Here is a 25,390-nt window from a genome sequence, read left to right as displayed (position 1 = left end):
TTAATAGGTGGAAAATGACGTCCTGATCATTGTGCATAGGGGGTGTCGGGGTTTAAGAATTGAAAATACCCTAACATCTTTTAAACATGCGTTGGATATGGGTGTTGACGGCATTGAATTCGATACGCATTTGACGAAAGATGGTCAAGTGGTTGTTCATCATGATTATAAGTTAAACCCTGACTTAACCCGAACAGCTGCAGGAACATGGCTTAAGAAACCTGGTCGTTCTATAGATGCTATGACTTTTGAGGAAATCCGCTCCTACAAATTAGGAAAAATCCACCCCTCGACTTCCTATCGACATACCTTCCCAGATGTCAAAGAAACGGAAGATGAACAAATCCCAAGTCTGAAGGATGTCTTAAATTTAGCAAAAGGATATCCGAAAGCTAGAATTCTCATTGAAATGAAAACTATGCGACACGCAACCCCCGCTTTAAACGTTGTTTTACATTCCCAGGCTGTGCTGGATGCCATACAGAAATCAGGCTTAAAGAGTCGGTGTGCAGTTTTGGCATTTGATGTGCGCGTATTAAAGCATATAAATCAGATGGATCCGAGCTTATCCTGTTTTTTGAATTTTATTGATTTAAACCGGTCGAACAGCTCTTTCTCTAAGGTTGTAACGGCCCGTTGGTTTCAAATTTTAGATAAGCATTATAATATATCTGGTCCTATGATAGCGCATACGTTGGGCGCGGAGTCCTGGTCATCCCTATATAATCAATTATCTCCCGATAATATAAAACAAGCCCAAGATTTGGGTTTGAAAATTATGGCGTGGACAGTCAATACGATTGAAGACGCTAAAAAACTAATCAATTGGGGAATTCATATAATTGCAACGGATCGGCCAGATTTGTTACTGAGGGGCTTAAAGCGTAAACAAAACTCCTTACCTGATGAGACTTTACTTTAATTTTTCTAATGATTCGTGATAGTGTGCAAGTTTTTTAGCAACAGCTTTAAAAACCGCTTTTGCCGGTGTGCCCATTAAGATTTCTACGGCTTCTTTAATATTAGAAACGGGATAGATAGTAAAATCACCATTCTCAATGGCTTGAGCAATCTCGTCACGCAGAATGACATTGTTGATGTTGGTGTCAGGAATAATGACACCTTGCTTGCCTGTCAGCCCTCTATGTTTGCAAGTACGAAAAAAGCCTTCAATTTTATAGATAATTCCGCCAACCGGTTGAGCTTCACCAAACTGGTTAATGGACCCCGTAATCGCAATATCTTGACGAATAGGAATCTCTGCTAGTGAAGAAAGAATGGCTACAAGTTCTGCCAGGGAAGCACTGTCTCCTTCAACACCGCCATAGTTTTGCTCAAAAGTTATGGAACATCCGCAAGACAAAGGGAAATTTTGGGCAAACATGCCATTTAAGAACCCATCTAAAATCAAGACGCCCTTTTGTTGAATAGGGCCGCTCATTTCTGTCAGGCGTTCAATGTTAATTACACCAAGCTCTCCCGCATAGGTGCGGGCACTAATTCGACTTGGTAGTCCATATTGATGGTCACCTGTTGATAAGACCGATAAACCATTGACTTGACCAATAACATTACCAGTTGTATCAATGAGGACCTGTCCAGACTCAATGTCTTCATGAGAACGATCCTCCAAACGATTGGTTCGTTTACGCCGTTCCTGAATAACAGTTTTGATATCGTCAATCGTAATTAAGTCTGTTGAACGTTCAGTCGCTGCGGTGGCAACGGCGCCGGCTTCGTTCAAGACGTCCGCTATTAATTCAAACTTTGAGTTGAGTTTGTTTCTTTGACCAACCCAGCGTGAGCTATATCCCATAATATATTCAATGGCTTCAGGGGCAATTTCTTGTCCTGTGTGTAAGATAGAAGCTTGACGAATCAATCGAGAATAAATGCTTAAATTGTGAGGTGTGGTTGGTAAATCAGGATCAATTTCCGCTTTAATTTTAAAGTAAGTTTTAAAGTCTGGATCATGAAAAAATACAGAGTAGTACCACATAGGTGCACCAATGAGGAATACTTGAAGGTCTAAAGGAATGGACATAGGTTCAGGGGCATCTAGAAGTGGTAATGAGGAATCACGATGATGTTCTTCAATACGAATGCGTTGATCCCGTAAAGCAGCTTTCAAAGAGTCCCAGACTTCTGGAGTTTGAGCCAAGGCTTCCGCTCTTAAGATTAAAATTCCTCCATTCGCGCGGTGAAGGGCGCCGGGACGAATCATGGTGAAGTTCGTTTCCATTCCCCCACTCCCCATAGTGCGATACTTAATGGAGCCAAACAAGTTTTCATAAGTTGGCGAGGGTTCTAAAATAACTTCTGGATGGTTTAGGCCTTTATTATTAATCAAAAGGTTAACGCTATATCGTTCTTCGATAAGCGATGGAAGTTTTGATTGCGTTTCAGGGTCTTCAGACAGCAAATCGTCAATATGATTAAGAATGTCATCTGTAAATTCATCAATCCAGTCTTTAATATACTTGTCAAAATCATGGCGAAAGCGTTGAAGAAGTGGTTCAACCACTTGAGCAGCAATATTTTTCTTAGCTTCTTTAATTTGAATAGTCAGTTGGCGACCTGCTAAGTGTGCTGAAGTTGTAATGCGATTTAATCGGTCTTTAATTTCTTGAATATCTTTGGTTGAATAGGGGAGGTCTTCTTTTGTTGCCCCTTCATTAGATTCAATAAGCTGGATACTGAATCCTTCACTTGTTTCTTCAATAGATAAGCCCTTAGTCCGTGCAAATTCTTGGACAGATTGGAGCTCTTCTTGTACTTGCGTTTCAAGGGATGTGGTCATTGCATCAATTTGACTTGTGTAGTGGGGATGAGAAAATGTCTTTCCCAAAACAGAATGGAAACTCACAATGAGATCTGACAATGCTTGTTTTAATTGACATCCTTTGCCATTGGGCAATCGAAAGGGTTTGGGGCGATGCGGGGAGGCAAAATTATTGAGATAAACCCAATCAGACGGTGGGGGTAACTTTTGGATATATTGTTTAAGAAAAGCTAGGGTCGCAGTCATGCGTCCACTTCGGTCTTCGCCCACAACAAAAACATGAAAACCCTTGTTGCGCATTTTTAAGCCAAAGGCCATAGCTTCATTGGCACGAGCGTGTGAAGATAAGTCAAACAAGGTGACAGGACGATGCTTTCGCACCCCTTTGTCAGCGGCTCGAAGCGGGAATAAAGGAATGCCAACATCTTTGGCTTTTAAGGTTTTCTTTTTCATACCTTAGTGTATAAAAATAACTCTTAAAGCGGGGTTAAGAGAAAGAGAATGAATTAATAATTTTTTGTGATGAAGGTAATATTATAAAAGCTGAGCATTTGCCCCTCGTTTTACCAAAATGAGGGGCAAATTTGAAGTCCTTGAGGAATGGTGAATGGAGTTTTTTACCATCCCTTCATATTTTTTTTGACATGTTTTAATACGTCTTTAACTGTAGAAATTTCTAAGTAGTCGAAATTATTATAGGATTGAGACCAAAAATACTTGGGTTGTCCCTTACCAAGGGGGTGAGCCATTCTTTTATGAATTTTAATTTTGTTCTTTGATGAACTCGTCGCTTTTCCTTGTTTAAAACCAAAAAGATGAGGAGTATCGGTATCGGAAAACACGTCAATGATTTCAGAGAAGTCATTGAAATAATAGTATTTATTTTCCTCAATATTCTCCAAAATATATTTGTGAACGTCATCTTTGGCTATGGAATAAATTAATTTTTCCAATGGAGCCTCCTCATGGTTAGTTCGCGGTTTGTGCAGGGGCATATATTCAAAATAGTTTTGGGAGAAGATCCGTCAAGGGAGGGGAAAAAATATTTTTCAAACCCCCCTGACTATTTTTTGAAAAATTTCTACGTTCAGGCTTGCTCCTCCTACCAATACACCGTCGACATGCGGAAGAGATAAGATATCGGCAGCATTTTTTTCAGTGACTGAGCCACCGTATAGTAAAGGAATCGGTGACTTTAGAGCTTTGTAAAGGGCCGTATGCATTTGTTGAATCTCGTCTAGAGAAGGTGTCAATCCTGTTCCTATGGCCCAAATGGGCTCATAAGCTATAAGAGTATTTTGTGCGGTGGATGAGTCTGGTAAGCTGGCTTTGAGTTGACCAATGACTTCCTCTATAGCTTCACCTGACATGCGGACAATCTGGTTTTCTCCAATACAAATAATGGCAGTCATACCATTTGTATGAACAGAAGAAGCTTTGGCATTAACAGTAGCATCAGTTTCACCAAATAACGAACGCCTTTCAGAATGACCCACAATAACAGCTTGGCAGCCTATATCTGCCAACATGGTAGCACTGACTTCACCAGTAAAAGGACCCTGAGGTTCGGTATGGCAATTTTGGGCCCCCAAACGACTCTTTGTTCCCTTAAAAGTATCACGAAAAGATGCTAAAAAAGGAAAGGGAGGGCAGATGATAACCTGATTTTCTGTAAGGGGCAGAGTAAAGTCAAAACGGGCTGTAAATGTGTTAATAAAATCATGCGATCCATGCATTTTCCAATTTGCTACAATGATTTTTCCCATTTAAATCCTCCTATCTATTAACATGCCGTGCCAAAAACCATTGCATTTGCTAAATTCCTTTATTAGAGTATGGATAGTTTTTTATATCTTGCTCTCCCCTTTTGCGCAAGTTTATGTGCTCCAGGTGTGCTTGGTGATAAAATCCTATTATACATTAGCGTCTATATGAATGAGTTGTAAAAATCCATGCTACAAAAATTACGTGATCACTCGGGTCGTTGGTATGTGAAAGCACTTTTTGTGCTATTAGTGATTAGCTTTAGCATGTGGGGCGTTGCTGATATAGCCCTTAACTATGTAAACATGCGTCCCGTAGCAACCGTAGATGGTCATAATATTACTCAAGAAGAATTTACGGCTCGTTTTCAAAATATGTTAACGAAGGCACAAGAATTATCAAAAGGACAACTCAACTCTGAGCAAATTAAGGAAATGGGAATGCCTCAAAAAATTCTCGATTCTTTAATTGATCATAGTTTGATCATTGCCGACCTAAAGAAACGATATCTTGTTTCAACTGACGCAATTGTGCGTCGGCACATTCAAACGATTCCGACTTTTTTGAATGAGCAAGGAGCTTTTGATAAGCGTGCATTTGATTATTTGTTACACACAAATCATATTACAGAAAGTCAGTTTGTGGCGGATGTCCGTCAGCAATTGCAGCAGCAACAAGTATTTGGAGCGCTCTTTTCAGGCTTAAAATTGCCAAAAACATATGTAGAACTTTTGTTTCAAGGCTTTTTTGAACAACGTGTCTTTGCTGTTGTGACAGTTCCCTATAGCAAAATGGTTGTCAAAGATTCTCCGAAGGAAGCTGATTTAGAAAAATTCTACCAACAAAACCAAGAGCAATTTAAGCTTCCAGAGATGCGAAAAATTATGCTTTTGGAAATTGATCCTAAACTGTTAAAAGACAGGGTTATTATGACCCAAGATAAGTTGCAAGAAGAATATGAGCGACGAAAAGCTGAGTTTGAAATTGCTGAAAAAAGAGAAGTTAAACAAGTTAACTTTAAAGACGAAGAGAGCGCTAAAAAAGCTGTAGAGTCTATGAAAAAAGGTCGCCCTGTTCCCGCTGTTGCTCGGGATTTTTCTGCAGAATTTAAAGATTTAGGCATGGTTACTAAGCAACAATTACCCGATTTAGTCGCTGATAAATTATTTGAGTCCGAGCTAGGCCAGGTGACAGGGCCCATTTCAACGCCTTTTGGTTGGCAGGTCTATGTTATTTCTAAAATTGAACCCAGCTTTACAAAATCCTTTGGCGAAATGAGAGCTCAATTGGAATCAGAGCTAAAGATTCAGCTTGCAAATGATCAAATTTATGAATTGAAGAATAAAATTGAGGATGCGCTAGCGGGTGGCTCCACGGTGGCTGAAATTGCGAAAGAGCATGGCTTTAAGATACAGACCATAGAAGCTATATCTAAGTTTGGCAAAGACATGAATGAGAAATATGTAGTTCCAGAGATTGGAAGAACTGAAATATTAGAGCAAGTCTTCTCTCTGCCTGAAAAGACGGATAGTACAATGATTGATACGAAGGAAGGAACATCCTACCTTGTACATGTCGATAGCATTAAACCCGCCCATATTCCCCCGTTTTCGGATATTAAAGATAAAGTTTCTAAGGCATGGTTAGAGAAAAAGCGGCTTGAGTATAGTTTAGTTGTCGCCCAACAGCTGGCTACGGATGCTCGATCGGTGGCTGACCTTTCTCGTATGGCACTCAGTCGTAAGTTGTCGATTAAAATGTTAGATCCATTGAGTCGTGTGGATTCAGAAAAAGATGAAAAGATTCATAAACAATTTGCCCCTCAATTGTTGAGCCAGATGTTTGAATTGGCTTCTGGAAAGGCAATTTTTGGAGTTGCACCAGAGCCAAGCGGGTCTATACAGGTTGTGATGTTGCAAAAAGTTCTTCCCTTCAATTCTAAGGCATTGAAGGAAAAGAAAGAGCAAATGGAGAAAAAATTATCTGAATTGATTTTCCAGGATGCAACAACGCTTTATGTTAAGAACTTGCGTTCACATGCTAAAATTACAATAAATGAATCAATCTATAACTCAATGATAAACCGTGGATAAAACGCATTGCGTAATGGATGTCATTTCCTCTTAACTTTTATAGGCGTGATTATGGCGATAACGTTATCTTCCTGTACATATGTTCCGGGTGATCCTCTTCCAGATTATTCAGTGTTAAGTTATGAAAAAAATGAAAAACCGCAAGTTTTAATAACGCCTGCAAAAAAATTGTCTTTTCCCTTAGTTCCTGAAGATTTAAATGACGTAAAAATTCTTGAGGGAAAATTTGATAACGAAAAGAATTGCGCGGGTTTGGCGGCTCCTCAAATTGGAATTGCAAAACAAATTATTGTTTTTGCAGCTCCTTACAATCCTGATTTAGCAAAATGGCGTCAAGATTTCACACAAACGATGGAAAAAACGATTTGGATTAATCCGACTTACGTGGGTGTTGGGGAAGACAAACATGAGGATTATGAGGCTTGCTTTTCTGTTTTGGAAATGGCGGGCCCTGTGAGGCGTTTTAAAATCATAAAATATCAAGCTTATACAATTGATGGGGATTTGGTAGAGGGGCAAGCGGAAGGATTTCTGGCTCGCATTATTCAACATGAAGTGGATCATGTGAATGGAAAACTTTTTGTAGACTATGTTCCCAAAGATAAATTGCTCAAAATTGAAGAATATCGTCAACGGAGAGCCCAAGCAATAAAAGAGCAAGTGCAAAACAGCGAATAGACGTATCTTTGAAAAAAAATTGCCGCTTTTACGGCAATTTTTAAAGTCAAAATTAAGTTTTTGAAATATTTCTTATTTATTTATAGCTTCAAGTGCTGCTGCCATATTTCCTTCTTGGGCTTTTAATGCTGTTTGCTCATTTTTTAAGGCTGTCATCTCTTGCCGGATAGCCGCTGCACATAATTCATCCTTAGAAATTGGTTTTGCTTCATTTGGTTTTGTTATCTTATCCTTTTCATCAGTCTGAGGGAGAGCTTTTTCAACAGGTATTTCTATCTTATTCATATCAAGACATTTTGCGATTTCACTGCTAAAAAGCATCATATTTTTCTTTTTTTCATCTTTTGTCGTGCGAAATTCTTTATTGTTCTTGCTCAATTCAAGATTTGCAATCTGTTGCCAATCATTTGAACATCGTTTCTTACAATCGGATTTAATTGCCGCGTTCGTACCACATTGCGTTGTTGTACATATATTTAAACAGAAAGAGAAGTTATCAATTTTTTCTGCTAAAGCTTTATTAGCCAGGAAGAAGGAGGCAATGAGGAATAAAAATATCTTAGCTTGTGTTATGGGAAAAAACGTATTTTTCATGTTGGAAATAACTCCTTATGAAGTGAATTCGTAAAATAGGGTCATCCATAATATTAAAACAGAGATAAATTAATAATTCGTTATATAAGGTGATTTTGAAAACATATTTTTAACACTAGAAGATATTGGGGATGATGAGGGAACATAAGCAAACAACGAAGGGAGGTTGAAAGTTTTAAAAGAAAGGGATAACGTACGTAAACTCCCCTTATTTTGCATAAAAAAAGTTTTGCAGAAAATTTATTTTTTATAATTAAGTATACCCGAAGCACCCATTTATATTCGGGGCTAGGCCCCCAATATAAATTGGCGGAGGGAGAGGGATTCGAACCCTCGATACGGCTTTTCAACCGTATAACGGTTTAGCAAACCGCCGCCTTCAGCCGCTCGGCCATCCCTCCGTTACTTTGTTCTTTTCTAAAGCCCTTTATAAGCATTGTCAACAGGACTTACTCAAGAAAGGCTCAATCGCATTGTTAAATTAACCGACCCCATTTACCCTTTGGGCAATAATGGCGTTGCGGGCAAGAGCATCAGCATACTCATTTTCTGGGTGTCCGCTGTGTCCTTTAATCCAGTGCCACACAATCTCATGTTGAGTGGAAAGTTCGTCTAGTTGCAACCATAAATCTTTATTTTTTACAGGCTTTTTATCGGATGTCATCCAGCCATTTTTCTTCCAATTTACCATCCATCTTGTTATACCATCTCGCAAATATTGGCTGTCTGTATAAATCTCAATATAAGATGAATGGGGCAAGGTTTGTAAAACACCAATTGCTGCACTCATTTCCATACGATTGTTAGTCGTTTGCGGGTTTCCCCCGGATAAGTCTTGCTGAAGACCTTGGTAATAGAGAACGGCTCCCCAACCTCCTGGCCCTGGATTGCCACTGCAGGCACCGTCTGTATAGGCGGTTAAGCGTGGTTTTAGTGTAGCAGGGAGGTTTTTTAGAACATCAATGAGATTTGGAGTTTCTTTATGCAAGTTCGCGACCACCATTCCTATGTTCCTTGAGACAATTTTCTCTTAATTATTAATTTTATATTACGAGAAAACAAGGAAATATGCGATGTTAAAAATGGATATGACTTCACTTTTTTGCCTAAATTTTATTTTTTAAGAAGCGAGACTTTTGGGAATATTGAAGTGAATATTTTCTTCAATAACCCGAATTTCTTCTACCGTAATGTTAAATCGGTCCCGACAGGCTTGAATTAATTCATCAACTAGAATCTCAGGAGCGGATGCCCCTGCGCTGATGCCGAGTCGGTTTGCTCCTTCTAACCAGGACCAATTAATTTCAGATGCCCGCGGATAAAGACGGGTTTGGGAACATCCATGCAGCTTAGCTGTTTCAACGAGGCGTACGGAGTTTGATGAGTTGGGAGCACCAATAACAATTAATCTATCCACCTTAGCGGCAAGCGTCTTGATAGCAAGTTGACGATTTGTTGTGGCATAACATATATCTTCTTTTTTTGGCCCTTGAATGGCAGGATAGCGCTTTTTTAGGGTTACGATAATATCTGTAACTTCATCAACAGAAAGAGTGGTTTGTGTGGCATAAGCTAAGTTTTCCCCAGATTGAAAAGTTAGGTTGGCAACGTCAGCTGCTGTTTCAACTAATACAACGGCTCCTTCGGGAACTTGCCCCATGGTTCCAATAACTTCTGGGTGACCTGCGTGGCCAATTAAGATGACAGTGCGTCCAGATTCTTGATGATGTTCGACTTCTCGATGAACCTTACTGACTAGGGGACACGTTGCATCTAAATAATAAAGCGATCTAGCTTTTGCGGCATGGGGGACAGCTTTGGGAACACCATGCGCGGAAAAGACAACAGGGCGATCGTTCGGGACTTCATCAAGTTCTTTAACAAAAATAGCCCCCTTTTTTTCAAGACTTTCTACCACAAAGCGGTTATGAACAATTTCATGGCGAACATAAACAGGTCTTCCATGTTTTTCAATAGCTTTTTCGACAATTTGAATGGCACGATCCACACCCGCACAAAAACCTCTTGGGCTTGCAAGAATTATTGTAAGGTTGGGAAGTGTCATTTTGGTGCCTTTCTTCGCGTACAAAATGTGAGCGGTCTTTAATAATCTTGCTTAAAATGAGGTTAATATATCACAAAACTCATAAAAGAAGCCATTCTTTCTAAATTGAAGATAACTATATTTTGGGAAATTGATTTCACCTCTTGCTCTCTTGAACAAGATTTTCTAAAGTTTAAAGCATATCTTATCAAATTGAGGAATAGATTTATGACTTTTGCTCGCCCTTTGACTTGCATTGTTTGCTTATTTCTTTTTTTGGTGGGGTGTAGTTCTGTTCCGCCTAAAGATCCCGGCTGCATCAAAACATCAGTCATATCCACCTTATCTCGAGTTCCTTTATATACGGCTTTGGAAGAAGATTCACGTATAGCGACCCTTGCTGTAGAGAAAGTTGAGTGTGATGAATTGAGAATAGCTCCCTCTGAAGGAAAAGCTAATATAGGAATGAATCTCAAATTAACAATTCCTGCCACTAGAAAAGATAAGGGGAGCAATAAAAATGTGGTATTTCCAGTATTTGTCGCATTGATAAATTGTGAAGATGCTGTCATAGATCGCCATGACGAAATGATTAAAGTGCATGTAAAAAGGACAGCATTAAATCACACGCATAAAATAAAATATGAGCTTCCGGAGGGCGTAAGTACCCGTAAGCAAGATTACCGGATATTGGTCGGCTTTAATGGAAGCGTCCATACGATCTCAGTAGATGAAAAATCTTTATTAGAGGGTAAGAAAGTTATCCATAAAAATGTTAGCAAAAAGAAGAATAAACGAAAAAAATAGACAAAGAACTTATAAAAATGGCAGATAGTCTCAAAATGCAAAATGAAGCGCTTAATGCGTCTGATATTCTTTTGGCCAAAACACCTTTAGAAAAAATTCATCATCGTCTGGGTGCAAAAATGGTCCCCTTTGCAGGATATGAAATGCCTATCCAGTATCCTACAGGTATTATGGCAGAACATCATCATACGCGCCAATCAGCGGGTTTATTTGATGTATCTCATATGGGAGCTGTTGAGATAATCGGAGACCAGGCAACGAAGGCTTTAGAAAATTTGATCCCGTGTGATCTTGCTGAGATGTCTTGTGGGGAGATACGATATGGGGTTTTTCTATTAGAGTCTGGCTGCGTGTTGGATGACCTTTTGATTACTCGGCGAGAAAATGGATATTTGCTTGTCATTAATGCAAGTCGTAAAAGTGAAGACATAAAGTATTTACAATCACATTTGCCAGCGGACGTTATTCTTCGGGTTTGGGAAAATCCTGTCATGATTGCCTTGCAAGGGCCTAAAGCAGCAGATGTTTTAGAACGTTTTTATCCCAAAGTTTCCTCGCTATTATTTATGACGGGAAAGGCATTTGAGAATACTTGGATCAGCCGTTCAGGTTATACAGGGGAAGATGGATTTGAGATTCTCGCACCACAAGAAGAAGGTATTTCAATGACTGAAAAGCTGCTTGCAGAGTCAGAAGTTAAACCCATTGGCTTAGGCGCGCGAGATTCTTTGCGTCTTGAAGCAGGATTATGTTTGTATGGTCATGAATTAAATGAAAATACCACACCCGTTGAAGCTGGAATTGCCTGGTCAATTGGCAAACGAAGGCGACAGGTCGGAGAATTTTTGGGTGCTGATAGAATTTTAGCACAGCTTAAAGAAGGTGTTTCTTGTCGACGAGTCGGGATGGCTTTATTGCCTGGGAGCATTCCCCGTGAAGGAGCTGAAGTTTTGTCCGAGAAAGGGAATGTTATAGGATTTGTATCAAGCGGGGGTCACAGCCCAACATTGGGACATCCCATTTCAATGGGATATGTGGACCAGGTTCAGGCGGCTATTGGGACGGATGTCTTGATTCAAGTTAGGGGTCAGGCGAGGGCGGCAAAAGTGGTGAAAATGCCATTTGTTCCCCACGCATATTTTAAAAAATAAATGAGGAAATACATAATGATGAAATATACAGATCAGCATGAATGGATTCGAATTGAAGGGGATACGGGTACCATTGGGATTACAGAATATGCTGCCCATCAATTGGGTGATGTCGTTTTTACTGAATTGCCTTCATTGGGAAAAGTAATGGCTCAAGGGAGTGAAGCTGCCGTCGTGGAATCAGTCAAAGCAGCCAGTGAGATTTATGCACCCGTGAGTGGGGAGGTCATTGAAATTAATAAAGCTCTTGAAGGGCAACCAGACTTAATTAATACAGATCCTGTGGGTGCGGGGTGGTTTTTTAAAATCAAAATCTCAAATTTTGCAGAACTTGATAAGTTAATGGAAGAATCCGCCTATGAAGCTTTTATCGGGACGAGCCATTAAATGCGCTATTTAGCTCACACAGCTGCCTCTCGCAAAGCTCTTTTAGATTCGATAGGAATATCGTCTGTCGATGAATTATTTGTGGATGTGCCAGCACAGGCACGCTTAACAAAATTATTGGACCTTCCTTTACATCAAAATGAATGGGAAGTGGAGCGAGCATTCCAAAGCTTAGCTGCCAACACCCGCCAGGCTGGCGCAGGGCCTTTTTTTATTGGCGCTGGAGCCTATCGACATCATATTCCTGCAGCCGTAGATCATTTAATCCAACGGGGCGAATTTTTGACAAGTTACACACCCTATCAACCAGAAATTTCGCAAGGTACCTTGCAATACTTATTTGAATTTCAGACGCAAGTTGCCTTACTTGCGGGAATGGAAGTTGCGAATGCGTCTATGTATGATGGGGCCACGGCCACAGTGGAAGCCGTAATGATGGCCAATCGTGTAACCGGGCGTCGTAAAGCTCTCCTATCAAATAACGTTCATCCTCATTATCAAGGTGTTATTCAAACCTATGCTCGGTTTTGTGGCTTTTCTGAAGAAAAATGGGAGGAAACTCCTTTATTAGATGATCAGGTTTCGTGTGTCGTTGTTCAATATCCCAATTTCTATGGTGAAATAGAAGATTTTCGAAATCTAGCTGCCAATTGCCAATCAAAAGGCATTTTATTAATTGTTGTCGTGACGGAAATTATTGCGTTGGGTTTGTTGATGTCTCCAGGAGAAATGGGGGCAGATATTGTTGTGGCGGAAGGACAATCTTTAGGATGTGGGTTAAACTTCGGCGGGCCAACCGTGGGTTTGTTTGCTACACGGGAAAAATATATGCGTCAAATGCCGGGGCGCGTTGTTGGACAAACTGTCGACTGTGACGGGAAACGAGGTTGGGTTTTAACCCTCTCAGCAAGGGAACAGCATATTCGACGCGAAAAGGCGACCAGCAATATATGTACAAACTCAGGGTTATGTGCTTTGGCATTTACGATTCACCTCACTCTTTTGGGAGAGGTGGGACTTCAACGCTTAGCAAAATTAAATCACCAAAAAGCGATGGTTCTTGCAACGGAATTATCAAAAATTTCTGGTGTAAAACTTTTAAACAAAACTTTTTTTAATGAATTTACAATTCAATTGCCGATACCAGCTGAAACTGCTGTCAATGAGCTTGCTCAACAAGGTATTTTGGGCGGGGTCCCTGTCTCACGATTGCTTCCTAATCATCGACCCAATGATCTATTAATTGCCGTTACAGAAACAGTGACGGAAATAGATCTACAGCGATTGATTTTGACTCTAGATACGATGTGTAAGGGGTTATAATTTATGCCAAAATCACAAACTCTTCATTCCTTAAATCAGGATTTGCCTCAATCACAGTTAAAACACACTTACACAGGAAATCATGGGCTTGCCATTGAAGAGCTATTGATTTTTGAGCAAGATACACCCAGCTTAACGGGAGTCGATTGGCCAGACGTAACGTTGACAGAAAATCGCTTTGGTGGATTAGTGCGTAATTCGATTGGGCTTCCGGGGCTTTCTGAACCGGAAGTCGTGCGTCATTATACGCGGTTAAGTCAGAAAAATTATTCTATCGACACAGGTTTATATCCTTTGGGGTCCTGCACGATGAAACACAATCCAAGACTTAATGAGAAGGTGGCAAGATATTTTGGAGATGTGCACCCCCTGCAACCCATCTCAAGCGTGCAAGGTGCATTGGAAATCATTCATCAGTTGTCAGGTTGGTTAATGGAGTTGACAGGACTTCCAGCTGTGGCCATGACACCGGCTGCAGGTGCTCACGGGGAACTTTGTGGAATGATGACCATTAAAGCCGCTCTTGAAGCTCGAGGAGAAAAACGCTCCCTTGTTCTTGTGCCCGAATCGGCTCATGGAACAAATCCAGCAACAGCCGCGGCTTGCGGTTTTAAAGTGCAAACAATTAAAGCAAATAATCGAGGGCGTGTAGATTTAGAAGCCTTCAAGGCCGCCTTGTCGCCGGATGTTGCAGCAATTATGCTCACCAATCCTAGCACTTGTGGTTTATTTGAGTCGGATATTGTGGAAATTTCGCGTGCAATTCATGATATTGGGGCTTTCTTCTACTGTGATGGGGCAAATTTTAATGCGATTTTGGGCAAAGTACGCCCCGTTGATCTCGGTATAGATTGTATGCACATCAACTTACATAAAACTTTTTCAACCCCCCATGGGGGCGGAGGGCCTGGTAGTGGTCCTGTCGTATTATCAGAGGCTCTTGCACCCTTTGCTCCCCTGCCATTTGTTGTGAAAAATGCTAAAGGGCAATTGACTCTTGTTGAACAGGAGCATGATGCGCCCCAATCCATTGGAAGATTAAAAGCCTTTCATGGTCAAATGGGAATGTTTGTACGGGCCCTTGCTTATATGATGAGTCACGGTGCAGATGGATTACGTCAAGTTGCCGAAGATGCGGTTTTGAATGCCAATTATATATTATCTCAATTGAAAAATGATTTGACTCTTTCCTTTGAGGGTCCGTGTATGCACGAAGTTTTATTTGATGAGCGCTTTTTAAAAGGGACGGATATTACCACGTTAGATTTTACGAAAGCACTTATCGAAGAAGGGTTTCATCCGATGACAATGTATTTTCCGCTTGTGGTCAATGGAGCTCTTCTCATCGAACCCACAGAGTGCGAGAGTAAAGCAAGCCTAGATTTGTTTATTGGGACATTAAAACACTTAACGCAGTTAGCCAAAAACGGCGAAAAAGCCTATTTTGAAGGTGCTCCTTACTCAACACCGCGGCGCCGCCTCGATGAAACATTGGCTGCCCGTCAGCATGTATTGCGGTGGATAAAGGGAGAATAAAGCCTAATTTTTATTCGCTAGATCTCAGCTGTTAGTGTGTCTGTTTTTCCCTGTTTCAAATCAGCCCGTGCTAGTGTAGCTAAGTTTTCATATTTTTTTCTTATGTTATCAATTTGTTCTTGTGTTAGTTCTTCAAGGTCAAGAAGGACATTGTGTGCTCCAGCATGTGAACGAATGAGTTCATCTAATTTAATTTGTAAGGCAGCACTATCGCGATTTTGGGTATTTTGTATAAGGAAGACCATAAGAAAGGTGATGATGGAGGAACCTGTATTAACGACCAATTGCCAGGTGTCAGAATAGGCAAAGTAAGGTCCGGTTAATAGCCATACAATAACAGAACCGATGGCCAGAGAAAATGCGCGTGGGTGCCCCGTGGAGTCAGCGATAAAACGAGAAAATTTTGCAAAATTATTGGTGATCGACATTATAATTTTTCCTTTCATTCAACCTCATATCTAAGAAACATGTTTAGTCAGTGATAATCTTTATTTCCTTTTCCTCTCCTGAGATTAATCGTTGGATGTTGGATCGGTGAGTCCAACAAATAAGAAGAGTAATTGCTAGGCAAAAAAGGGCGATCGGGTATGAGACTGCTAATGCTGCAAAAAGCGGAGCCATTACAAACATACACAATGAAGATAATGATGAGATTTTTACGAATCGGGTAATAATGAGCCATGTGAGTATTGAAAATATTCCCAAAGGCAGTGATAAAGCCCAAAAAACGCCCAAAGAAGTCGCAACACCTTTTCCACCTTGATACTTGAGCCAGATGGGAAATACATGTCCAAGGACTGCTGCATAGGCGATGAAAAGCAAAGAACTACCTTCAATACCTAACTTCGATGCAAGATAAACGGGCAAAAATCCTTTAAAAAAATCACAAAATAAAGTTGCTGCCGCTATGCCTTTATGGCCCGTTCGTAAGACGTTGGTTGTACCTATATTGCCGGACCCAATTTTTCTTATGTCTACGCCCCGGAAAATTTTAGTAAGAATTAATCCGTAAGGGATAGAACCTGAGAAATAACTAACGAGAATAAAGAGATATTTCATAATTTTACTTAATCCATTCTTTTTGAGGTAATCCTAAGGCCCAGTCAAAAAATTGCATAGATAAATTATAGGCCAGAGAAGACTCTGCATTTTGTAAAATAACAATACCAAGTTGCTGCTCGGGTAGAAAAGCCAAGGTGCTACAAAATCCGCGAATCCACCCGCCATGAAATACTAAAGGATAATCCGCAAAAATTAAATGTCGCCAGCCTAAACCATATTCTGTTTTGGAAATTCGATCTCGGTGCTTTTGTGAACGCTGCCATTGATCGGGTGTATGAATGGTAGGTTGAATAAAATCTTTCAAATCGTTCTGGCTAATGATGTCCGGTCGGCTGCCCATAACGGCACATAAGAATTGGGCCATATCATGGATGCTGCTACTAAATCCTCCGGCAGCTGGAAAATTTGTATATTCTTTGCGGTACGGGACTTTTTGGACAGTACTTTTCGTCAAAATCTTTTTCTCTTTTCTCTTACCCTTTTTGGATTTTTTAGTCGCCAAACTTGTAAAAACGTGAGGAGAGGCGCGATTTTCTTGTGCGATAAAAGCTTCCCATGTTGAAGAGGTGCGCGTCATGTTAAGGGGATGGAATAGCTTAGATTGTAATGTCGCTTCAAAAGATGTTCCGACCACTTGTTCAATAACATTTGTTAAAAGATTGTAGACAACATTGTGATAAATAAACTTAGTTCCCGGAGGATCTTCAACATTCATGAGTTTAATTTTTTCAATGGATTGGGCAGGAGACATACCTTGTTCAATTAATCTGTTAAACCCACCAGAAGTGATACCCGTCGTATGGCTTAATACATGGCGTAATGTTCTTCCGGGCAAACAGTCGATGGGGTGTTCTAAGTTGAGGACTTGCTCTTTTGCTAAGATAGCAATCAATGTTGAAGAAATTGCTTTGGAAACTGACCCCAATTGGAAAAGTGTTTGTTGGTCAACTCCTTCAGACTTTCCAACTGTGCGGATACCAAAACCTTTAATATAGATAATTTTGCCCTTATGAACGATAGCAACAGCCAAACCGGGAATTTTTTTAGCATTCATTGACTTGTGGATAAGAGATTCAAACTTGGGTAAAATAGAATCAATAGGAACCGTTATTGCAGAATGCGCAGGGTTTGATGTTATGCAATAAAGTAAAAAAACAAGACCCCGAACGAAAATTACCATTTAACTTCCCATTTAGGCAAAGCTTCTTCGGAAAATAAGGAATAAATCTGCAAGTCAGCAAGTTGTCCCCCTAATTTTGGCCAGCCCCCTTTTTTAGAATATTCTAAAAGATAACCCAGGTCTTGGGGCACTTTCTGGCTTGCAATATTATCGGCATCACAAACAATTTCAACTTTTTTTGCTCGCAAATTCTGAAATGTTAAAAGGGTTAAAGCATGGATGGCTTCTTTTGCATAACCTTGATTGCGTGCACTTTTGCGCACAAAATAACTAATAGCAAATTGAGGAATTTCCCAAAGTGCATATACGGCCGGGAGTGCACATCTTCCCACAATACGATTTGTATCTTTTTCGACAAGCAGGTAACGAATAAAATCTCTTAAAATGAATTCTGAGTGGTGTTTTCGACAATCCTTTTCGACCTCTTCAATAGTGGGTGGCGTTTTGGGCCAATTCAGCCACTTTATTCCATCATCATACCCATCAATTATCGCTTCATGAAGATTTTTCCCATATCCTGCTTTTGGTACTTTTAAAAGAAGCCTGGATGTTTCAATAGATTCGGGTACGTCTATTAAAATAGGGTTAACATACATTGGGAACCGACTCCTTGAAGAATTTTCTAAAGACCTTTAGTAATATCTTCGCAAACTTTTTTGGCGTCGCCAAGTACCATAAAAGTATTGTCGCGATAAAAAAGGTCATTATCGACTCCTGCATACCCCGAAGCCAGAGACCGTTTGACAAATAAGACTGTCTTCGCTTTTTCAACATCTAAAATGGGCATGCCATAAATAGGGGATGAGGAATCTGTTTTGGCTGCAGGGTTTGTAATATCGTTGGCCCCAATAACAAATGCAACATCAGCCATTGCGAAATCATTATTAATTTCTTCAAGTTCATGAACTTCTTCGTAAGGTACATTTGCTTCTGCTAAAAGAACATTCATGTGGCCCGGCATACGGCCCGCAACAGGATGTATAGCATATTTAATTTTAATACCTTTCTTTTTCAAAAGATCACACATTTCGCGCAAAGCATGTTGAGCTTGAGCAACGGCCATACCATAGCCGGGGACTATGATAACGGATTGGGCATTAGCGAGAATGAAGGCCGCATCTTCACCACTACTGACTTTTACAGGGCGGTCAGGAGCGTCACTGGCGCCAGATGTTGTCGATGCGGAATCTGTACCAAAACCTCCAAGAATGACGTTGAAAATGGAGCGATTCATTCCTTTACACATTATGTAACTCAAGATTGCACCGGAAGCACCCACAAGTGCGCCTGTGATAATCAATAAATTATTGCTTAAGGTAAAACCAATTCCAGCTGCTGCCCATCCTGAATAGGAGTTTAGCATGGATATGACAACGGGCATGTCCGCTCCGCCGATGGGTAGAATTAATAGAAATCCTAATGTTAAAGCAACGGTGGTTAACAGCCAAAAAATGAAGTGTGATTCTGTCAATAAAAAGACAATGAGCAAAAAGACAATCGCTCCCCCTAAAGTAGCATTAAGAAGATGTTGACCATTAAAAGTTAATGGTTTGCCGCTAATGAGGGCCTGCAATTTTCCAAAGGCAACCAAAGAACCGGTAAATGTTATGGCGCCAATTGCGCTGCCTAGACCCATTTCAAAAAGGCTAGAACCTTTAATGAAACCAATCTTTCCAATTCCGTAGGCGTCAGGTGCATAAAGGGCAGCAGCGGCAACAAGAACAGCTGCCAATCCAACAAGACTATGAAACCCTGCTACCAGTTGAGGTAAAGCGGTCATGCGAATTTTTCGAGCAATCGTCGCCCCAATACCTCCCCCAATGGCAATGGCTAACAAAATGATGCCATATCGGGAAATGTGAGGCGTTAAGAGAGTCGTTAAGATGGCGACGGTCATTCCAAATATGCCATAGAGATTGCCCAGGCGGGATGTCGCCGCTGACGATAAGCCTCGCAAAGCCATAATGAAAGAGACCGCTGAGATAAGATATAAAAATGATGACATATTCGCAGACACAATTGTGCTCCTTATTTATTTTTTGAAAACATCGCCAACATTCTTTGTGTGACAATAAAACCACCAAAGATGTTGATTGAAGCGAGAATAACGGCCAAAAACCCAAAAGTTGTCGCAATGCCGCCTGTGCTTGGTCCCGCAGCAAGCAAGGCTCCTACGATGATAACGCTAGAAATGGCATTGGTTACAGACATGAGAGGCGAATGAAGAGCAGGGGTTACCTTCCAAACGACGTAATAGCCCACAAAACAAGCAAGCAAAAATACAGTTAGACCCAGGATGAATGGATCTACATCCGCACCGATAGGTGTCTTTTCAAGTGCAATCTTAGCTGTCGCACGTAAGGCGCCCGCGTCATCAAGTAAAGTTTGAGCAGATTCTTGAATCTTTCCTGCTTTTTCAATAATATCCTTCATTTCCATCTTAAGCTCCTTTTGCTGCTTTTGGGCTCGGCTTGACTATAGGGTGAACGACAGCGCCAGCATGGCACAAAGTTGCCCCTTTAATTATTTCATCATTCCAATCGATTGCTAGAGACTTGCCGCTTGACTCTAAAAGTAATTTTAAAAAGTTCAAGACATTGCGAGCGTAGACTTGACTTGCATCATAGGGAATACGGCTTGGGAAATTCGAATACCCAAGAATTTTGACACCATTCTTTTCAACAACTTTGCCCAGTTGTGAATAGGCGCAATTTCCTCCAGATTCAACAGCTAAATCGACAATAACAGATCCTGCCTTCATTTCTTTGACCATTTTTTCTGTAATTAAAAGAGGAGCTGGTTTGCCCGGAATAAGTGCGGTTGTAATCACAATATCTTGTTGACGCATAACTTCTTCAAGCTTCATTTGTTGGCGTTTCTTATAGTCAGCACTCATTTCTTTTGCGTAGCCACCTGTGCCATCGCCACTTTCAGTAGATTCAACTTCGACAAATGTGGCTCCTAAGCTTTCAACTTGTTCTTTTACAGCTGGACGAACATCAAATGCGGAAACGATACCCCCTAACCGTCGCGCAGTGGCAATAGCTTGTAAGCCCGCAACCCCCGCACCTAATATGAGAACCCGCGCTGGGGGGATCATTCCTGCCGCCGTCATCATCATCGGCATAGCGCGCCCAAAAGCGGCTGCCGCATCAACAACGGCCTTATAACCGGCAAGGTTACTTTGTGATGACAATACATCCATGCCTTGTGCTCTTGAAATACGAGGAATTAATTCCAAAGCAAATGCGGATATTTTTTTCTTTGCCAATTCTTGGGCCAGCTTCTCATTGCCATGTGGCTTTAGCATTCCAATCAAAATACTGTCTTTAGGAAGGCTTGTAATTTCTGTTCCTACAGGAGGATTTACGCGCACTACAATATCAGCACCTTGATAGAGGGACTTCGAATCTTTCGCAATTTGACAACCGACAGCTTCATAAAGAGTATCGGGCATACCCGCTGCAACGCCCGCCGCTTTTTCCAGGACAATTTCATGCCCTAAATCAATCAATTTTTTGCAAATTTCTGGTGTAATTGCTACACGAGACTCAAAGTCGGCAGATTCTCTGGGCGCAACAATTTTCATAATCATCCTCTACGTTAGAAATATAACTTTTTTAGAAACCTACCATATCTTACCTATCCCTGACGAGGGGGGATTAATTGATTTTTTTGGAATCAATTTTTGTCATGATCATGGCTGATCTGCGACAATACTTTTTCAGAAAGTCTTTCAAGTCTTTGTATTGTTTTGATTTTATATCATCAGCTGTTATAAAACTTTTCAGAATGGAGACTTGTTCCTTTAGTTCAATGCCATCTGAATTGACCCGAAACTCCCGTTTAGCTTCTAACCAGGGAGATTTAAATTGAAAATTTAAGACTTCGACTTGTTTGGCTTTCATATTTTTAATGAACGCTTTTTTGATGAGGGTGAGGGGGGAACTAACAAATAAGGTTCCAATCTGGGAGGGAGACGTATCCAAGAACATATGCGCCCAGGAGGCTTTTAATAAAAAGCCAAGTCCCTCATTCGTCAAAAGTAAACTGTGATCTTGCTCGAAAGCATAATCAATTTTAAAGTTTTTAACAAATCGTGAGTTGAGAGGCGGGATGCTAATTTTCTTCTTTATGGGGGTTGTTTCTCCCGTAAGCTCTTTTACAAGGGCTTCCTCGATTGATTGAAGAGAAAAACTTAATCCCGCTCCCGTAGAGTCAATGGCTTGCTCCCCAAAAAATTCCATGAAACCTGTATCACTTAATATGTCTCCATCTTTAATCTCGATTATATCTTCAGAGATGATTTTTGAATGATTCGCATCAATAGGGGGAATCTGCTCATAAGACGAGTTTTTAGAATCTAAGACGAGGGCAGGTCTTTCGGCAATATCTGGATAAATGCCATCAGCCATACTGGTAAAATTCGTGGGATCAATCCAATATATTTTTCCGGACTTATCGATAGCTTTTACAATCGCATGATTAGTGTTTAAAAAGCTGGGAAGTGATTTTTCTGGAGTTAGGTACGCTAAACCTCGAAAAACAATAGCCACTTTTGCTTTATAACCCAAAACGTTGAGAATGGCACATGTGGATGCTGAAAAATCCTTACAATCGCCAACACCACTTTCGGCAACTGTTTTTAAAGAGCGGGGAGAAAGCCTTCCTTCTATGGTACGCCAGTCGCCCATGTAGCGAATTTTGTCGGCTAACAAAGAAGTCACTGTGTTGATTTGATCCACTGGATGGGTAACTTTCGCTGCTTCTTGTCGAATTGATTCTTGCAAAGGCGGTAATTTTTGCTGCAGCACGTCCTCGTAATCTTTCGATAATGCCGTGGCAAATTTTTCAAATGAGTCAAAGGTAGAAAGTTCAACCCATGTTTTTAAACTTTCCGGAATTTGCGTGCTGGTGGATTCATTTGTTAGCTCTCGATAAGTTGGTTTTTTTGATGTTACCCTCAAATTGTAATAGGGACCCTCTTTGTACTCTTTGACCACTAGCTCATCGTGAGGGTCATTAATAATCATCTTGAAAGGCAATTCAGATTTGACGGTAAATCTCGCTTCTTTCCAATATGTGCCGCTGCCGTAATAAAACTTTACGGCAAAATATTTCCGGAGGGGTTGTTTGGTGATTGTGTTTTTGTATTTTAAATAAATGCGAGATCCAACATTAATGTGTGGGTAGGAAATAAATATTTGAAAGAGTTGGTCAAAGGCATTAATTTCACTGGCTAATGGCTTAATCTCAATCATGTTTTTGGGGACTATGAATTCTTTTCCATCTATGATGGTTTTTGCTTCAATGATATCTATTTTTTCAATATTTTCGTTAAAGTGAATTCGTTCCACCCCAAAAGAATTACGCCCTGATTCTTTTAGAATTTTGATCTGTTTTTCTACAGTCTCTATGGTTTTGCCATCTTTATCAACCACAATATCGCTATTAAGAAATTCGATTTCAGCTGAGGCGTCTTCATAGGTTGCCCACCGGGCATGGGAGGGGATTGTGCTAAAATAGGGGAGAATAAGAACTATAAAAATAAGGGTGCGGGAGATTAGGAATTGCGACATAACATTATTTTTCACATTTGAATTTTTGAGACGTATTTTAAAGGTAGTATAGAGAAGTTTGCCATCAATTCAACGGTTATATTCGAGCGAGAAGAGGGTTTTGGTAGCCCTTAAAAAGCACTTCCCTTGAGCTGTTCATTTCAAATTTTTGACTGTTGTTTGTTAACCTTTCTTTAAGGACTTTCCTCACACCATCAAGGTAAGAAGTGTTTTGAATAGGGGTAAGGAGCAAGACCGTGACCAATAAAATTACAACAAATGCGTTTACAATGGTAAAGGACGGCGAGAAGGATCAGGCCTTAGCACCGAATTGGGCAACGTTTTTGTATCAAGACCCCAGTCTTCGAAAGTTTGAGGAAACTGAAGCTATTGGATATGGTATTGAGCGATGTCTTTATGAGTTAAATCCCGAATTGACCTGTCTCAGTCCGTCGCTCATTCATGCCGCTGTCTTAACGCCCGCTGAAGCTCTTTTGGCTTTAGAGGAAGTGGCCGCACAACCAAATCGGCCTTCTTTTCCCGTTGATCGTCACTTAGCTGCCTTTTTAATGAGTCGATGGCGGGAAATGAATTTTTTAGACATGAGAGATATGGGGAAGCCTCAACGAGAAACAAAAAATCTGGCAACTTTAAGAATTTTGGCGGGTATTCAAACCCAAATGAAAATTAAAGAATTGCCAAATTTGTGCCTTTGGATGGCTGAGCTATGTGTCCCCCTGATTACACAGTACCATAACTTGAAAGCTCGGGCAGTCGTGCAAGGAGAGCTGAGTAAAGCCACAAGGTCGGGTCAATTGTCAAAGCTGATGCAAGTTTTAGAAAATCGACAAGCTTTGACGCAAGATCGTGAAGATTATCAAGCCGCTAAAATTGAAGTATTATTAATTGAAGCTGAACTACGGGAAATTGAGTCAAAGATTTTAAACCGCAATCGATTGGCCTCAAAAAGAGATCAAGGTATTTGGGGAGGGGCCGCCACATTTTTCTATTGGCTCAAGACGGCCTATCCAATGCGTACAAGCAGTGCCCGTATGGCCCAACTTCATCATCAATCGGAACTGTTAAAAGAAACGTGGGGCACAAATCTTGTGCCCCAACGAAAAAGACGCTCAGCCCAAATGTGGGAACGATTCAAATCATCTCTGAAAGGCGGGGCAGGTGCTAAACCGCAGCCAACTTCACTTCAAAAGTCCGTTGACGCTCCTATAAAATATGACTAATTTCGAAGAGTTGCTGAAGTAGCTCAGTTGGTAGAGCAACTGATTCGTAATCAGTAGGTCGGAGGTTCGATTCCTCTCTTCAGCGCCATAGAAATAATGTGGATAGGCGGAATTAAAAAATCTTCAAAAAACAAATTGTCGGCAAATTGTCGGCAGTTAGTGAAATTTTAGAGACTTGCAATAAAACTTCAAAAATAAATTTCAATGATAAAGTTGTTAAGTTGTCGATAGTACATCTTGATTTTTAACACAATTATTTCCTAAATTTTCTCTTATCTATGGAATCGCCGTCACAATCAAAGTACAAATGATAGCTAGGAAGATTTCGTATAGTCTCACCGGTTTAAAGGTTTTTGATTTTATAGAGAAATGATTTGAGTTGACCACGTTTACAGCCGTTTATTCTTAAGTGAGTTGGCATTAGTGGAATGATGGTTGGAGGGAATTTGTTTTCTAGCAATCTGTCTTTGAAGGTACATCGATAATGTGCTACTCTGTCTATCTCTGAATCCTTCTGGAAGTAACTTATGAAAAGTAAAATCCAAAGAAATTCTGATGATTGCGCTGGCACAGAAGCAATGAAACTTATTTTTGAACCCCTTGTGTCCCTTTGTCTCAAATATCCCGACCTTGAGTTCACATTTGTTTTTATCACGGATGCCTTTCAGTTTCAGACTGGAGATGCAGGATTAGTCTCCTCTTTGTTTTTTGATCTCAATATTGCCCAGCACCATCTTTCGAATGGTGATCTTAGATTTTATGCTTCTCCCTACTACTTAAAAAACATTCTTTACTGAACACACTTGATGATCTGAAATATCACAAGTTGACTCTCTGCAAGGTGGAAGATTCATAAATTAAAAGAACTCATAACGTATTGATAAAATATCACTCTTTAAATCTTTTCTATCGTCACTATATTGAAGTGAATAATGGCATAGCGCTTCAAGCAGCTTTGATTCAAGGGTTTGGGATTGGTAGTTTATTATATACCGTAATACTATGGATAAAAATTACTTGTAGATGTGTTACCTAACGTGCCAAATCACAACATTTCCTACTATTAAACCTATCATAAAAGTCTAGAAGGTTCTCCCAGAGTTCAAGTTTTCTATGAATTTAAACGAGATTTTAAAGGCTTGGGGGCGACCGGAAATATAATAGTGAAAGATTGAACTCTAAGGATCTTC

General features: G+C 40.4%; 24 protein-coding genes and 2 tRNA genes. 11 read left to right on the top strand and 15 right to left on the bottom strand.

The window, feature by feature from the left end; translation table 11 throughout:
- Positions 1-7: 7 nt before the first annotated feature.
- Positions 8-922, top strand: a complete 915-nt coding sequence (locus FJX03_01760) for a hypothetical protein (protein MBM3632420.1) — start codon at positions 8-10, stop codon at positions 920-922.
- On the opposite strand, the gene FJX03_01755 is transcribed toward FJX03_01760, so the two are convergent.
- The 3 genes from FJX03_01755 to FJX03_01745 all read right to left on the bottom strand — a co-directional run bounded on the left by FJX03_01755 (position 914) and on the right by FJX03_01745 (position 4,548).
- Positions 914-3,235 (bottom strand): hypothetical protein, encoded by a 2,322-nt coding sequence (locus tag FJX03_01755; protein ID MBM3632419.1) that lies wholly within the window; start codon positions 3,233-3,235, stop codon positions 914-916. The two genes, FJX03_01760 and FJX03_01755, sit on opposite strands and share 9 nt — an antisense overlap.
- Positions 3,236-3,399: 164 nt before the next feature.
- Complete coding sequence (locus FJX03_01750; GenBank protein MBM3632418.1) at positions 3,400-3,735, bottom strand: hypothetical protein; 336 nt, start codon at positions 3,733-3,735, stop codon at positions 3,400-3,402.
- 96 nt (positions 3,736-3,831) lie between these two features.
- On the bottom strand, positions 3,832-4,548 hold the full coding sequence (locus tag FJX03_01745; protein ID MBM3632417.1) for a triose-phosphate isomerase: 717 nt from the start codon (positions 4,546-4,548) through the stop codon (positions 3,832-3,834).
- Positions 4,549-4,734: 186 nt separating this feature from the next.
- On the opposite strand from FJX03_01745, the gene FJX03_01740 reads away from it, so the two are divergent.
- Entirely contained in the window at positions 4,735-6,639 is a 1,905-nt protein-coding gene (locus FJX03_01740) for a hypothetical protein (GenBank protein ID MBM3632416.1), read from the top strand.
- 51 nt (positions 6,640-6,690) lie between these two features.
- Positions 6,691-7,317 (top strand): peptide deformylase, encoded by a 627-nt coding sequence (locus tag FJX03_01735; protein ID MBM3632415.1) that lies wholly within the window; start codon positions 6,691-6,693, stop codon positions 7,315-7,317.
- A 72-nt stretch (positions 7,318-7,389) separates the two neighbouring features.
- Here the strand turns inward: FJX03_01735 and FJX03_01730 are convergent, their stop codons facing one another.
- From FJX03_01730 to ispH, 4 genes are all read right to left on the bottom strand, one after another.
- The gene (locus FJX03_01730) at positions 7,390-7,911 is read right to left on the bottom strand and encodes a hypothetical protein (GenBank protein ID MBM3632414.1); all 522 of its coding nucleotides are present in this window, start codon (positions 7,909-7,911) and stop codon (positions 7,390-7,392) included.
- A gap of 307 nt (positions 7,912-8,218) precedes the next feature.
- Positions 8,219-8,312 (bottom strand) — tRNA-Ser (locus tag FJX03_01725).
- An 80-nt stretch (positions 8,313-8,392) separates the two neighbouring features.
- Positions 8,393-8,914, bottom strand: a complete 522-nt coding sequence (rnhA, locus tag FJX03_01720; GenBank protein MBM3632413.1) for a ribonuclease HI — start codon at positions 8,912-8,914, stop codon at positions 8,393-8,395.
- A gap of 117 nt (positions 8,915-9,031) precedes the next feature.
- The gene (ispH, locus tag FJX03_01715; protein MBM3632412.1) at positions 9,032-9,976 is read right to left on the bottom strand and encodes a 4-hydroxy-3-methylbut-2-enyl diphosphate reductase; all 945 of its coding nucleotides are present in this window, start codon (positions 9,974-9,976) and stop codon (positions 9,032-9,034) included.
- 207 nt (positions 9,977-10,183) lie between these two features.
- Between ispH and FJX03_01710 the strand changes: the two genes are divergently transcribed.
- Genes FJX03_01710 through FJX03_01690 form a run of 5 tightly spaced genes read left to right on the top strand, consistent with a single transcriptional unit; the run spans position 10,184 to position 15,159 of the window.
- Positions 10,184-10,762, top strand: a complete 579-nt coding sequence (locus FJX03_01710) for a hypothetical protein (protein MBM3632411.1) — start codon at positions 10,184-10,186, stop codon at positions 10,760-10,762.
- Positions 10,763-10,797: 35 nt separating this feature from the next.
- Complete coding sequence (gcvT, locus tag FJX03_01705) at positions 10,798-11,913, top strand: glycine cleavage system aminomethyltransferase GcvT (GenBank protein MBM3632410.1); 1,116 nt, start codon at positions 10,798-10,800, stop codon at positions 11,911-11,913.
- A gap of 12 nt (positions 11,914-11,925) precedes the next feature.
- Positions 11,926-12,300 carry a glycine cleavage system protein GcvH gene (gene gcvH / locus FJX03_01700; protein ID MBM3632409.1) on the top strand — a complete coding sequence of 125 codons (375 nt, stop codon included), beginning with the start codon at positions 11,926-11,928 and terminating at the stop codon, positions 12,298-12,300.
- On the top strand, positions 12,301-13,623 hold the full coding sequence (locus FJX03_01695; GenBank protein MBM3632408.1) for an aminomethyl-transferring glycine dehydrogenase subunit GcvPA: 1,323 nt from the start codon (positions 12,301-12,303) through the stop codon (positions 13,621-13,623).
- A 3-nt stretch (positions 13,624-13,626) separates the two neighbouring features.
- Positions 13,627-15,159, top strand: coding sequence for a glycine dehydrogenase subunit 2 (locus FJX03_01690; GenBank protein MBM3632407.1), 1,533 nt, complete (start codon positions 13,627-13,629; stop codon positions 15,157-15,159).
- Positions 15,160-15,176: 17 nt separating this feature from the next.
- Here the strand turns inward: FJX03_01690 and FJX03_01685 are convergent, their stop codons facing one another.
- The 8 genes from FJX03_01685 to FJX03_01650 form a co-directional block, all read right to left on the bottom strand.
- Positions 15,177-15,587, bottom strand: a complete 411-nt coding sequence (locus tag FJX03_01685; protein MBM3632406.1) for a low affinity iron permease family protein — start codon at positions 15,585-15,587, stop codon at positions 15,177-15,179.
- A 43-nt stretch (positions 15,588-15,630) separates the two neighbouring features.
- Entirely contained in the window at positions 15,631-16,218 is a 588-nt protein-coding gene (plsY, locus tag FJX03_01680) for a glycerol-3-phosphate 1-O-acyltransferase PlsY (GenBank protein MBM3632405.1), read from the bottom strand.
- A gap of 4 nt (positions 16,219-16,222) precedes the next feature.
- Positions 16,223-17,401 (bottom strand): beta-lactamase family protein, encoded by a 1,179-nt coding sequence (locus tag FJX03_01675; GenBank protein ID MBM3632404.1) that lies wholly within the window; start codon positions 17,399-17,401, stop codon positions 16,223-16,225.
- Positions 17,395-17,997, bottom strand: a complete 603-nt coding sequence (locus FJX03_01670; protein MBM3632403.1) for a GNAT family N-acetyltransferase — start codon at positions 17,995-17,997, stop codon at positions 17,395-17,397. The genes FJX03_01675 and FJX03_01670 overlap by 7 nt, the downstream gene beginning before the upstream one ends.
- A 26-nt stretch (positions 17,998-18,023) precedes the next feature.
- On the bottom strand, positions 18,024-19,406 hold the full coding sequence (locus FJX03_01665) for an NAD(P)(+) transhydrogenase (Re/Si-specific) subunit beta (GenBank protein ID MBM3632402.1): 1,383 nt from the start codon (positions 19,404-19,406) through the stop codon (positions 18,024-18,026).
- Between the two features lie 23 nt (positions 19,407-19,429).
- Positions 19,430-19,840 carry an NAD(P) transhydrogenase subunit alpha gene (locus tag FJX03_01660; protein ID MBM3632401.1) on the bottom strand — a complete coding sequence of 137 codons (411 nt, stop codon included), beginning with the start codon at positions 19,838-19,840 and terminating at the stop codon, positions 19,430-19,432.
- Position 19,841: 1 nt separating this feature from the next.
- Complete coding sequence (locus FJX03_01655; protein ID MBM3632400.1) at positions 19,842-20,990, bottom strand: Re/Si-specific NAD(P)(+) transhydrogenase subunit alpha; 1,149 nt, start codon at positions 20,988-20,990, stop codon at positions 19,842-19,844.
- Between the two features lie 73 nt (positions 20,991-21,063).
- Positions 21,064-22,980 carry a DUF3857 domain-containing protein gene (locus tag FJX03_01650; protein MBM3632399.1) on the bottom strand — a complete coding sequence of 639 codons (1,917 nt, stop codon included), beginning with the start codon at positions 22,978-22,980 and terminating at the stop codon, positions 21,064-21,066.
- Positions 22,981-23,216: 236 nt separating this feature from the next.
- Here FJX03_01650 and FJX03_01645 point away from each other — a divergent pair, with 236 nt between their 5' ends.
- The 3 genes from FJX03_01645 to FJX03_01635 all read left to right on the top strand — a co-directional run bounded on the left by FJX03_01645 (position 23,217) and on the right by FJX03_01635 (position 24,997).
- A complete protein-coding gene (locus FJX03_01645; GenBank protein MBM3632398.1) occupies positions 23,217-24,200 on the top strand; it encodes a hypothetical protein in 984 nt (327 codons plus the stop codon).
- 12 nt (positions 24,201-24,212) lie between these two features.
- Positions 24,213-24,288: transfer RNA gene (locus FJX03_01640), tRNA-Thr, on the top strand.
- A gap of 439 nt (positions 24,289-24,727) precedes the next feature.
- Complete coding sequence (locus FJX03_01635; protein MBM3632397.1) at positions 24,728-24,997, top strand: hypothetical protein; 270 nt, start codon at positions 24,728-24,730, stop codon at positions 24,995-24,997.
- Positions 24,998-25,390 lie beyond the last annotated feature (393 nt).

This window comes from Alphaproteobacteria bacterium (assembly GCA_016870095.1).
In the GTDB taxonomy this organism is placed as follows: Bacteria; Pseudomonadota; Alphaproteobacteria; order Paracaedibacterales; family VGCI01; genus VGCI01.
The sequence above is the reverse complement of the archived record's forward strand: the minus strand, read 5'-3'. Positions and strand labels throughout refer to the sequence as shown.

Excerpts from the sequence above, each read along its gene's own strand:
- FJX03_01690 (MBM3632407.1), top strand. The coding sequence starts at position 13,627 with ATGCCAAAATCACAAACTCTTCATTCCTTAAATCAGGATTTGCCTCAA.
- FJX03_01675 (MBM3632404.1), bottom strand. The coding sequence starts at position 17,401 with ATGGTAATTTTCGTTCGGGGTCTTGTTTTTTTACTTTATTGCATAACA.
- FJX03_01755 (MBM3632419.1), bottom strand. The coding sequence starts at position 3,235 with ATGAAAAAGAAAACCTTAAAAGCCAAAGATGTTGGCATTCCTTTATTC.
- ispH (MBM3632412.1), bottom strand. The coding sequence starts at position 9,976 with ATGACACTTCCCAACCTTACAATAATTCTTGCAAGCCCAAGAGGTTTT.
- FJX03_01730 (MBM3632414.1), bottom strand. The coding sequence starts at position 7,911 with ATGAAAAATACGTTTTTTCCCATAACACAAGCTAAGATATTTTTATTC.
- FJX03_01740 (MBM3632416.1), top strand. The coding sequence starts at position 4,735 with ATGCTACAAAAATTACGTGATCACTCGGGTCGTTGGTATGTGAAAGCA.
- FJX03_01745 (MBM3632417.1), bottom strand. The coding sequence starts at position 4,548 with ATGGGAAAAATCATTGTAGCAAATTGGAAAATGCATGGATCGCATGAT.
- FJX03_01710 (MBM3632411.1), top strand. The coding sequence starts at position 10,184 with ATGACTTTTGCTCGCCCTTTGACTTGCATTGTTTGCTTATTTCTTTTT.
- gcvT (MBM3632410.1), top strand. The coding sequence starts at position 10,798 with ATGCAAAATGAAGCGCTTAATGCGTCTGATATTCTTTTGGCCAAAACA.
- FJX03_01650 (MBM3632399.1), bottom strand. The coding sequence starts at position 22,980 with ATGTCGCAATTCCTAATCTCCCGCACCCTTATTTTTATAGTTCTTATT.
- plsY (MBM3632405.1), bottom strand. The coding sequence starts at position 16,218 with ATGAAATATCTCTTTATTCTCGTTAGTTATTTCTCAGGTTCTATCCCT.
- rnhA (MBM3632413.1), bottom strand. The coding sequence starts at position 8,914 with ATGGTGGTCGCGAACTTGCATAAAGAAACTCCAAATCTCATTGATGTT.
- FJX03_01660 (MBM3632401.1), bottom strand. The coding sequence starts at position 19,840 with ATGGAAATGAAGGATATTATTGAAAAAGCAGGAAAGATTCAAGAATCT.
- FJX03_01635 (MBM3632397.1), top strand. The coding sequence starts at position 24,728 with ATGAAAAGTAAAATCCAAAGAAATTCTGATGATTGCGCTGGCACAGAA.
- FJX03_01670 (MBM3632403.1), bottom strand. The coding sequence starts at position 17,997 with ATGTATGTTAACCCTATTTTAATAGACGTACCCGAATCTATTGAAACA.
- FJX03_01685 (MBM3632406.1), bottom strand. The coding sequence starts at position 15,587 with ATGTCGATCACCAATAATTTTGCAAAATTTTCTCGTTTTATCGCTGAC.
- FJX03_01695 (MBM3632408.1), top strand. The coding sequence starts at position 12,301 with ATGCGCTATTTAGCTCACACAGCTGCCTCTCGCAAAGCTCTTTTAGAT.
- FJX03_01735 (MBM3632415.1), top strand. The coding sequence starts at position 6,691 with ATGGCGATAACGTTATCTTCCTGTACATATGTTCCGGGTGATCCTCTT.
- FJX03_01665 (MBM3632402.1), bottom strand. The coding sequence starts at position 19,406 with ATGTCATCATTTTTATATCTTATCTCAGCGGTCTCTTTCATTATGGCT.
- FJX03_01655 (MBM3632400.1), bottom strand. The coding sequence starts at position 20,990 with ATGAAAATTGTTGCGCCCAGAGAATCTGCCGACTTTGAGTCTCGTGTA.